This is a genomic window from uncultured Sphingorhabdus sp. (assembly GCF_937872355.1).
In the GTDB taxonomy this organism is placed as follows: Bacteria; Pseudomonadota; Alphaproteobacteria; order Sphingomonadales; family Sphingomonadaceae; genus Sphingorhabdus_B.
Map to the genome: position 1 here is coordinate 1 of NZ_CALMSV010000065.1, position 9046 is coordinate 9046.

General features: G+C 59.4%; 12 protein-coding genes. 6 read left to right on the forward strand and 6 right to left on the reverse strand.

Annotation, left to right across the window (positions count from 1 at the left end):
• The 3 genes from Q0239_RS03720 to fliS form a co-directional block, all read left to right on the forward strand.
• A partial coding sequence (locus tag Q0239_RS03720; RefSeq protein WP_298598624.1) for an EscU/YscU/HrcU family type III secretion system export apparatus switch protein occupies positions 1 to 372 on the forward strand: 372 nt, incomplete at its 5' end.
• Positions 373 to 416: 44 nt separating this feature from the next.
• A complete protein-coding gene (gene fliD, locus Q0239_RS03725; protein WP_298598628.1) occupies positions 417 to 1778 on the forward strand; it encodes a flagellar filament capping protein FliD in 1362 nt (453 codons plus the stop codon).
• A gap of 3 nt (positions 1779 to 1781) precedes the next feature.
• The gene (gene fliS, locus Q0239_RS03730; RefSeq protein ID WP_298598632.1) at positions 1782 to 2174 is read left to right on the forward strand and encodes a flagellar export chaperone FliS; all 393 of its coding nucleotides are present in this window, start codon (positions 1782 to 1784) and stop codon (positions 2172 to 2174) included.
• Here the strand turns inward: fliS and Q0239_RS03735 are convergent.
• Genes Q0239_RS03735 through mgtE form a run of 3 tightly spaced genes read right to left on the reverse strand, consistent with a single transcriptional unit; the run spans position 2171 to position 4808 of the window.
• Positions 2171 to 2911 (reverse strand): CPBP family intramembrane glutamic endopeptidase, encoded by a 741-nt coding sequence (locus Q0239_RS03735; protein ID WP_298598635.1) that lies wholly within the window; start codon positions 2909 to 2911, stop codon positions 2171 to 2173. The two genes, fliS and Q0239_RS03735, sit on opposite strands and share 4 nt — an antisense overlap.
• Before the next feature lie 58 nt (positions 2912 to 2969).
• A complete protein-coding gene (locus tag Q0239_RS03740) occupies positions 2970 to 3374 on the reverse strand; it encodes a DUF1489 domain-containing protein (protein WP_298598639.1) in 405 nt (134 codons plus the stop codon).
• A 24-nt stretch (positions 3375 to 3398) separates the two neighbouring features.
• Positions 3399 to 4808 (reverse strand): magnesium transporter, encoded by a 1410-nt coding sequence (gene mgtE, locus Q0239_RS03745; protein ID WP_298598642.1) that lies wholly within the window; start codon positions 4806 to 4808, stop codon positions 3399 to 3401.
• A gap of 126 nt (positions 4809 to 4934) precedes the next feature.
• On the opposite strand from mgtE, the gene Q0239_RS03750 reads away from it, so the two are divergent.
• Entirely contained in the window at positions 4935 to 5381 is a 447-nt protein-coding gene (locus Q0239_RS03750) for a peptidylprolyl isomerase (RefSeq protein ID WP_298598645.1), read from the forward strand.
• A 4-nt stretch (positions 5382 to 5385) separates the two neighbouring features.
• Here the strand turns inward: Q0239_RS03750 and Q0239_RS03755 are convergent, their stop codons facing one another.
• From Q0239_RS03755 to pdxH, 3 genes are read right to left on the reverse strand one after another with little or no spacing between them, the layout of a single operon-like run.
• Positions 5386 to 6237, reverse strand: a complete 852-nt coding sequence (locus Q0239_RS03755; protein WP_298598648.1) for a PhzF family phenazine biosynthesis protein — start codon at positions 6235 to 6237, stop codon at positions 5386 to 5388.
• Positions 6218 to 7183 (reverse strand): cation diffusion facilitator family transporter, encoded by a 966-nt coding sequence (locus Q0239_RS03760; protein ID WP_298598651.1) that lies wholly within the window; start codon positions 7181 to 7183, stop codon positions 6218 to 6220. The genes Q0239_RS03755 and Q0239_RS03760 overlap by 20 nt, the downstream gene beginning before the upstream one ends.
• 6 nt (positions 7184 to 7189) lie before the next feature.
• Positions 7190 to 7786, reverse strand: coding sequence for a pyridoxamine 5'-phosphate oxidase (gene pdxH, locus Q0239_RS03765; RefSeq protein ID WP_298598654.1), 597 nt, complete (start codon positions 7784 to 7786; stop codon positions 7190 to 7192).
• Between the two features lie 47 nt (positions 7787 to 7833).
• Here pdxH and Q0239_RS03770 point away from each other — a divergent pair, with 47 nt between their 5' ends.
• Both Q0239_RS03770 and Q0239_RS03775 read left to right on the forward strand, forming a co-directional pair.
• The gene (locus Q0239_RS03770) at positions 7834 to 8298 is read left to right on the forward strand and encodes an ABA4-like family protein (protein ID WP_298598658.1); all 465 of its coding nucleotides are present in this window, start codon (positions 7834 to 7836) and stop codon (positions 8296 to 8298) included.
• 55 nt (positions 8299 to 8353) lie between these two features.
• A partial coding sequence (locus Q0239_RS03775) for a DnaJ domain-containing protein (RefSeq protein ID WP_298598661.1) occupies positions 8354 to 9046 on the forward strand: 693 nt, incomplete at its 3' end.

Below are 9046 nucleotides of genomic sequence, written 5' to 3' on the forward strand. Positions count from 1 at the left end.
AAGGCGATGACGGAGGCCAATGTGGGGCTGACCAACCCCAGCCAGTTTTCGGTCGCCTTGCGCTATCGTCCTGGCGCAGATGCCGCGCCGGTTGTGGTGGCACGCGGTCGTGACGAAGTTGCGCTCGCGATGCGGGAACTGGCCAGCGAACGCGAGGTGCCGATGCTCGACTATCCGGTTCTGACCCGCGCACTTTATTTCACCACGCGTGCGGGACAGGCCATCCCTGAGGATTTGTATCAGGCGGTCGCCATCATTCTTGCCTTCGTTTTCCGGCTTGACCGCGAATTGGGCGAGCAGAAGCAACCGCCTGTTGTGGATGTGCCGCATTCAAAACGCTTCGACACCTCGGGCAAGCCTGAAGCGATCTAAATCCTCCGCTTTGTGTGTCGTTAATTGGATGGAAGGAAGCGACCATGATCGGAAATATCGCCAATAGCCTTGGCTTCGGTTCGGGCATCAATGTCAGCCAGCTGGTGAGCGATCTTGCCACCGCTTCGCGCGCGCCAAAGGCGGAACGCTTCGACGCGCTTGCAAAGAGCTCACAGGCGAAGATCAGCGCGGTTGCGCAGGCGCGGGCCGATCTGGATAGTTTTGCCGATACGCTTGCCAATCTGGTTTCAACCGGCAGTCTGGGTAGTCAACCGACGGTGTCCGACGAAAACGCACTCGCGGTTTCTGCGCTGCCGAATGCGCAATTGGGAAGACTGGCGGCGGAGGTTGAAATCCGTCAATTGGCGCGCGCGCAAACCATGCACAGTAGCCTGCTGCCATCCGCGAGCAACCCAGTCGGCATAGGCAATCTGACGCTCACCGTAGGCGGAACCACGCATGCGATTACTATCGACACCACCAACAACAGCCTCACCGGTCTCGCCGATGCGGTCAATGCGAGCGGCAGCGGCGTTCGTGCGAGTATCGTAGCGGACCAAGGCCAGGTCCGGCTGGTACTGAAGGGCGAGACCGGGGCCGCCAAGGCGTTTGCCCTAAGTGCTGACCCGGGCGCTGATCCTGCGCTGTCCGCCTTGGTCACGACGGGTTTGATCCAATCGCAGGCAGCATCCGATGCAGTGATCGGTGTCGATGGCGTCGAATTCAACAGACCGTCCAATACGATCAACGATATCATCCCCGGCGTTTCGCTATCGTTGAAAAAAGCAGAGGTCGGTAACTTTATCGCGCTGGGCAGCACACGCCCTGCCGATGCGCTCAAACAGACAATTGCCGATTTCGTTACCGTCTTCAATCAGCTGCAAACAAGCCTCAAAGAAGCGCGGCAGACCGTTGGCGGAGCCGGAAATTTGCGTGCTCTCGACCGGCAACTGACGGCGCTGGTGAGTAAAGCGCTGACTGGCAATGCAGGCATCAACAGCCTTTCCGATATTGGCATTAGAACCGATCGCAGCGGGACACTTGTCCTCGACACCGTTAAACTTGATGCCGCATTGGCGAACAATCCCGACGCCGTCGAAGCGCTGTTTAATCCGCCGCGTGATGCCACCCGCACGATTTTCACCGACCCCGGTCTTGCAGTCGCCCTGGATGAAATTCGGGATAGTGCGCTCGCACCGGGTGGGACACTGGAGAGCCTCGGAAAGGCATTGCAAGCAGAGGCAGCGACCTTGGCCAAAAGCCGTGAGCGGATGGAGGCGCGCGAGGAAGCCTATCGTGCAAGACTGGAGAAACAATATGCAACGCTTGATGCACGGCTGAGCGCGTTCAAGGCGACGCAGGCCTATCTCGAACAGCAAATCAAGCTCTGGTCGAACGAGAATTAAGTCGTGCTCGAACCAAATTATAGCAAAGCTAGCGCGCACTACCGTGCCCTGGCACTTTCCGGACAAACCGAGAGCGCCAATCCGCATGCACTGGTCGCGATGCTTTATGAGGAACTGCTGCTGTGCATCGATGTGCTGACCCTTCGCGCCAAACGCGAAGCCGTGCTGACCGACGATGAACAAGCCCATAGAGCGAGAGGTATTGTGGTCGCGTTGCGGGCGGGACTCGATTTTGAATCAGGCGGCGAACTCGCCCACACGCTCGACGGGCTTTACGCTGCGCTAGCCGCCGAACTTGAAGAAAAGCTGACGGCAGCGGACCCAATCGGCTTCTCCGAATTGCGGGCAGGCGTCGAGCCTATCGCATCGGCGTGGAAAGCTATTGCGGGAAATTAGGTCAACAACAACGCCGCGCCATTATTGATCATGTGCGCAATAATGTTGACCCGCAGCGATCCCGTCTTGTGATATAGAATGCCAAACACGGCACCCATAGCCATCAACGCAGGAAATGCGTGATAATCCATGTGGACTGCACCGAAAATCGCCGATGCCCCCAATATGGCGCCCCAGGCGGGCAGCTTTTTCGCCAGAGCATTTTGCACCAGTCCGCGGAACAGGATTTCCTCAAGCAGTGGCGCAATACCAGCAATGGCGACAAACAGGATGACCGTGTTGAGCGGGGTGTCCGGTAGCGCCGCGAACATCTTGCGCAGCGCTTCCTGCACCTTGATGTCAGGGATAACGTAAGTTGCGTACAGATGGTTGAAGGCGAGGCCGAGCGCTATAAGACCAATCGCCAGTCCGACCGTCTGGATCAGGCTCAGCCGGCTCCAGCGCATCATACCGATACGGGCGGCGCGATCCTCCTTGCCCAGATGCAGCCATAATAGACCGAGCAGAACCAGGCTTGATGCGACCAGCGACAGGATCGTCGGCGCAGCGATAAAGCTGGCATCGCGCGCCAGCTCCATTGGATCCCGGCCGCTTTTGTCCATCCCGATAGCGATACCCAGCGCCATTACACCGGCTATCACCTGCAGGAGGAGGAAGACGGCGACCCAGCCCAGCGCACCCCATATAGTTGGAAACCGGTGATCCGGATGGCTGGCGTCGTGCAAATCTTCGGTCATATGTCCCCCGTCTATTCAAACCCGCGCCTTGGCTAAGCGAGGCAGGGGGGAAAAGCAATCACACCAGTCCCATTTTCATCAATTCGCCCAACATCTTGGATGGCATTTCATCGCGGCCATCTGCATTGGCGGAACCGAGATCCGGCGGCGCATCCTTGCCTTCCAGATAACGCCAGCCCTGATGCGCGCGTTTGGGGATGGAGCGGACTGGGATCAGTTCTGGACGCAAGCGGATCCATGTCCGTCCCTGTCCATTGTCCATGAAGCCGAGGATCGGGCTGCGGCCGATAAGCGTGTGGTTCAATATCCAATAAAGCGAGCCGCCTGCTATCTCCTCATGCCTTTTGGGCAAATAGCGCGTCGTCAGGCGGACCTCACCGGCCTCGGCATAGGTTTCCAGCCGCTGGCGCAGATGCGCCGGGCTTTCGGCACCGAAGGCAATTTTGGTCATATGGAGAGGCATGGCCGCTATCTGGGGGTGCAGGGCTCAGCCCGCAAGACCGGCAAACACCGCAAGTCCGAGGAAGATCAGGAAGCCCATCGAGTCGGTAATCATCGTCACAAAAATCGAACTTGATACCGCGGGATCCTGATCAAGCCGGTCGAGCACCACCGGAATGACCACGCCCGAAAGCCCCGCAATGGTGATGTTGAACAGGATGGCCGCGCCGATAACACCCGCCAATGTCCAGTTCGAAAAGATGACCCCTGCCCCCAAACCCGCAATCACCGCCACCGTCGCCCCAATGAGCAGTGCGACACGAATCTCACGCCAGATTGATCGCACCGTGTTCGATTGCGTCAGCTGGTTGGTGGCGAGCGCGCGCACCGTTACTGCTAGCGTTTGTGTGCCAGCATTGCCGCCAATCGAGGCGACGATCGGCATCAAAATCGCGAGCGCCACCATGGTTTCGATGGCGGCGCCGAATTGCGCGATGATGAAGCTAGCAACCATCGCGGTGCCCAGATTGGCAATCAGCCAACGCACGCGCGCCTTATAGCTGTCGGCAATCGGCTCGTTGATATCGCCTTCGCCTGCACCCGACAGGCGCAAGATATCCTCACCAGCCTCTTCCTGAACGATGTGGACGACATCGTCGGCAGTGATCACCCCGACCAGCCGCCCGGCATCGTCAACAACAGCGGCGGAGATCAGCGCATATTTCTGAAAACGCAGCGCCACCTCTTCCTGGTCCATATCGACCGGGATCAGCGTCTGCTCGCGCTTCATCACGTCTGAAATCGAAATGTTACGCGGGGTGCGCAATATCCAGCTTAGCTGGCAGGTCCCGATCGGGCGGTGCGCCGGATCGACAACGAAAATTTCCCAGAATTCGGTGGTCAGGTCCTGATTGTCGCGCAGATAGTCGATCAGCTGGCCGACGGTAATATGCTCGGGCACCGCCACCAGCTCGCGCTGCATGATGCGCCCGGCGGACTCTTCGGGATAGGAAAGCGCGTCTTCGATGACCGCGCGGTCTTCGGGATCGAGTTCGGCAAGGACGGCCTGCTGCTCTTCCTCCTCCAGATCCTCGATCATAGCGACCGCGTCGTCGGTCTCCATCTGCTCGGCGAGATCGGCAATTTGGGCGGCCGGCAGGGCATCGACGATGTCGTCGCGCACCCAGTCGTTGATTTCCGCGAGCACATCAGCGCTGAGCAGGTCGCCAAGGGCAATCGCAAGATCGCCGCGATCCTCCCGCGCGGTCAGCTCGAACAGGTCGGCAATGTCGGCGGCGTGCAGCGGTTGGGCGAGACGATAGGCCTCTTCGGTGTCACCCCGTTCAACCGCGTCGAGCACCAGCCGGACAAAGTCAGCCTTTAGCCGATTATCCTCGTCAAGGGTTTCGTCTGCGGTTTCGACTTGGGGGAAATCAAGATCGGATTCGGCATTCATCGTTCCCCCCTTTGCTGCTGATTGATGCGACCGCGCTTCTCCTACGCCCCGCCCGCGAAAATGCAATTTACTTTTGCCCTTTGGAGCCTATTGCGGCGGCGAAGTTTCAACGAAAAGGATTCCCAAATGGCCGAAACCCTCACCATGCACCTGTCGACCGGCGATGTCGTAATCAAGCTGCGCCCTGACCTTGCCCCCAACCATGTCGCACGCATTGTCGAACTGGCGAGTGAAGGCTTTTACGATGGCGTGAAATTCCACCGCGTAATCGACGGTTTCATGGCGCAGGGTGGCTGCCCCAATGGTACCGGCATGGGCGGTTCGTCCAAGCCCAACCTGAAACAGGAATTCAACGACGAGCCCCATGTTCGCGGCGCCTGCTCTATGGCCCGCACCCAGGATCCGAACAGCGCCAACAGCCAGTTCTTCATCGTGTTCGACGATGCGACCTTCCTCGATCGTCAGTACACCGTTTGGGGGAATGTGATCGAAGGCATGGAAAATGTCGACGCACTGCCCAAGGGCGAGCCGCCGCGTGAACCCGGTGTGATCCAGTCGGTTACGGTCGCCTAAGCCCTCAAATCCGGAAGGTGCCGTCCACGACGGTGACGCAGTCACCGCCGACATGGACGGCATCTCCCTTTATCTGCACGCGGACATGGCCATCGCGGCCCACTTGCCGCCCCTGGCTCGCGACATATTCACTGCCGGCTGAAACCTGCTGTGCCTTGAGGCGATAGGCAGCGACCGCGCCGTTGCCGCTGCCGCAGACGGGGTCTTCGGCGATGCCGTCGGCAGGCGCAAAACTTCGCACCACGATGCCACCGTCGGGCTTTTCGGCATAAACGGTCATGCCGGTTGTCGATTGTGCGCGGTCATAGTCGGCGAGGATTTGCAGATCGGGCTGCAGCTGCTTAACTGTTTCCACCGATATCAGCTCGGCAATCACCCAGCGCGGGCCGACATTGACGATTTCCGGCACGCCCTTGATCGCGCCTTCGCCTAGCGCTGCGGCAAGTTTTTCCGGTTCAGGCGCCGCTTCATAAGCATAACGCGGAAGGCGGAACGACAATCCGGTGCCTGCCAAACTGACCTCGACCAGGCCCACCGCGCATTGCTGCACCACCTTGCCGTCTTTGGGGATAGCCAGACCCGCCTCGATCACCGCATGCGCCGTCCCCAACGTGGGATGCCCTGCAAACGGCAACTCGCTCTTGGGAGTGAAAATGCGAACGGCATAATCCGCTGCTGGATCGGTTGCGGGCGTGACAAAGGTCGTCTCGGACAGGTTGGTCCAGTTGGCGATCGCCTGCATCTGCAAGACTGACAGCCCCTCGGCATCGAGGATGACCGCCACCGGATTACCCTTCAATGCTACGGCCGTGAAAACATCGACCTGTTTGAAGGGTCTAGTGGTGGTGATGCTCATGATCGTCATCCTGGTGCTCGATCGTTTCGCTCGGAATATAGCCTAGCTCGTCCTTATGCCCTTCGGGGTCGGGATGAATCAGCACCTCCACACCGGGAAATTCGCGCATCAGTTCAGCCTCAATCTCGTCCATCACTTCATGCGCCTGCAGCACGGTCATGTTCGGATCGACCCAGACATGGAACTGGCAGAAATCATGTGCGCCCGCCGAGCGCGTGCGCATGTCGTGAATGCCCTTCAGCTCGGGATGGCGCATCGCGACTTCGATGAACCGCTGTCTTTTTTCGAGCGGCCACTCCTTGTCGAGCAACTGATCGAGCGCAAGGCTGGCGGCGCGCCAGGCGCCCCAGAGCAGCCAGAGCGCGATGGCAATGCCGAACAGCGGATCAGCGCCACGCACATTGAGGAATGCATCGAGCGCGAGTGCGATTATGACCGCGATGTTGAGCAGCAAGTCACCTTGATAATGCAAATGGTCGCCATGGATCGCGACCGAGCCGGTCTTCTTGATCACATGGCGTTGATAGGCGAGCAGCCCCAGCGTCGCCGCAATCGCGACCAGCGAGACGCCTATGCCCATTTCAGGATGCTCGGTTGGTGAGCCGCTGCCCAGCCGGACGACCGCGCGCCAGCCGATGAACAACGCCGATACGGTCACCAGCATCACCTGCACCAGCGCCGACAAGGCCTCCGCCTTGCCATGACCAAAGCGGTGGTCATCATCCGCCGGAAGCGCGGCATAGCGAACGCTGAACAGCGTCAACAGCGAAGCCAGCAAGTCAAAGCCGGTATCAGCGAGCGACCCAAGCAGAGCGACCGAACCGGTCTCAATCGCAGCCCAGCTTTTCAATACAGTCAGGAACAGCGCCATTGCCACACTGGCAATCGCGGCTTTCGCTGTCATCGAACCATGTTCGTGATGATGGTGGTTGTGCTGCAGTCCCATAAGGCGTTAGGGGTACAGCATCTGCTTGCGCCAGCCATCGCCGTCGCGTTCGAACACCCAGCGTTCGTGGAGGCGGAATTCGCGATCTTGCCAGAATTCGATGCGGGTGGGGCTAACGATATTCCCGGTCCAGTGCGGAGGACGCGGCACATCCTGCCCTTCGAAGCGTGCTTTGGCCTCGGCAAAACGCGCCTCGAACGTCGCGCGGCTATCCAGCGGACGCGATTGGTCGGACGCCCATGCCCCCAATTGGGAATCGCGTGCGCGGCTGGCGAAATAGGCGTCGGCCGTCGCATCGCTGACCTGCATTATCGGACCTTCGATACGGACCTGGCGGCGGAGAGACTTCCAATGGAACAGCAAGGCGACATGGGGGTTTGCAGCCAGTTCGCCACCTTTGCGGCTTTCAAGGTTGGTGTAGAAAATGAACCCGCCTTTGCCGTCGGCGTCAGGGCCATGGCCTTTGAGTAGCACCATCCGCACCGAAGGATGGCCGTTTGCATCTGCCGTCGCCAGTGCCATGGCATTGCCGTCATTGAGTTCGCTTTCGCGCGCCTCTTTGAACCAGGCATCGAAAATTACATAGGGATCTTGGCTTTCCATATCGACCCGATAGGCTAGACTGCGCCTGCAAGGAAGGGGGGACTGCCATGCAAATGCCGTGGGAGACGATTTTTGAGGTCACCAACATCTATGCGATGGTCTGCTGGCTGATACTGCTGTTGGCGCCCAAGCGCGAACAGGTGTTGCCTCTGCTGTTCATGGCCGGTTGCGGGCTGCTGGCACTGACCTATGCTGTGCTGATTATCGGTTTGATGAGCGGCACACTCGACGCCGCAGGGCCGCGCTCGCAAGATTTCTCATCGCTGGCCGGCGTTATGGCGCTTTTCGATAGCAAGGGCGGCGCTACGATTGGATGGATTCATTATCTCGCCTTTGACCTGTTCGTCGGCATCTGGGCCGCGCGCAACGCCGACCGGCGTGGCATAGCGCGCTGGATGCAGATACCGGTTCTGCCATTCATCTTCCTGCTCGGGCCGCTGGGATTGGTGCTTTATCTGATCTTGCGCACATTTGCCGGAAAAAGCGTCGAAAATGCTGTAGCGCCGAGTTGACTCAGCGGGCTGTAATGCCAATCTAATACAGAGAGCTTGAACAACAGGGACCATAATGGCCGATCCATATTCCATATTGGGCGTTTCGAAGGGCGCGGACGAGAAGGCGATCAAGAGCGCCTATCGCAAGCTCGCCAAGGAACTGCACCCCGACAGGAACCAGGATAATCCCAAGGCAGCCGAGCGCTTTGCCGAAATTACGCACGCCTATGACCTGTTGTCTGATCCGCAAAAGCGCGGTCAATTTGATCGCGGCGAAATCGATGAGAACGGCCAGCCGCGCTCCCCCTTTGGTGCGGGCTTCGGCGGTGGCAGCCCGTTCAGCGGTGGCGGAGCGCGACCCGGACAGGGCGGTTTCGAATTTGGCGGTGGCATCGACCTCGGCGATATTTTTGATGGCCTTTTCGGCGGAGGCGCGGGTGCCCGGCCGGGTGGGCCAAGGCCTCAGCCTGGCCCGCCGCCCAAGGGTGCGAACATCGCCTATGAACATCTTGTCGCCTTTACCGATGCGGCGAAGCTGGAGCCCCAACGCATTACGTTGCGCGACGGCAAGACGGTGGAGTTCAAACTCCCCCCCGGTGCCGTCAGCGGCCAACAGATCCGTATTCCCGGAAAGGGTCAACCCGGCCCCGGAGGTAATGGCGACGCGATGGTGACGCTCAAAGTGGGCAAGCATCCGTTTTACGAGCGCGATGGCGACAATATCCGGCTTGACCTGCCGATTAGCCTGAAAGAGGCCATTTCGGGG

Excerpts from the sequence above, each read along its gene's own strand:
- fliD (WP_298598628.1), top strand. The coding sequence starts at position 417 with ATGATCGGAAATATCGCCAATAGCCTTGGCTTCGGTTCGGGCATCAAT.
- Q0239_RS03735 (WP_298598635.1), bottom strand. The coding sequence starts at position 2,911 with ATGACCGAAGATTTGCACGACGCCAGCCATCCGGATCACCGGTTTCCA.
- Q0239_RS03740 (WP_298598639.1), bottom strand. The coding sequence starts at position 3,374 with ATGCCTCTCCATATGACCAAAATTGCCTTCGGTGCCGAAAGCCCGGCG.
- mgtE (WP_298598642.1), bottom strand. The coding sequence starts at position 4,808 with ATGAATGCCGAATCCGATCTTGATTTCCCCCAAGTCGAAACCGCAGAC.
- Q0239_RS03750 (WP_298598645.1), top strand. The coding sequence starts at position 4,935 with ATGGCCGAAACCCTCACCATGCACCTGTCGACCGGCGATGTCGTAATC.
- Q0239_RS03755 (WP_298598648.1), bottom strand. The coding sequence starts at position 6,237 with ATGAGCATCACCACCACTAGACCCTTCAAACAGGTCGATGTTTTCACG.
- Q0239_RS03760 (WP_298598651.1), bottom strand. The coding sequence starts at position 7,183 with ATGGGACTGCAGCACAACCACCATCATCACGAACATGGTTCGATGACA.
- pdxH (WP_298598654.1), bottom strand. The coding sequence starts at position 7,786 with ATGGAAAGCCAAGATCCCTATGTAATTTTCGATGCCTGGTTCAAAGAG.
- Q0239_RS03770 (WP_298598658.1), top strand. The coding sequence starts at position 7,834 with ATGCAAATGCCGTGGGAGACGATTTTTGAGGTCACCAACATCTATGCG.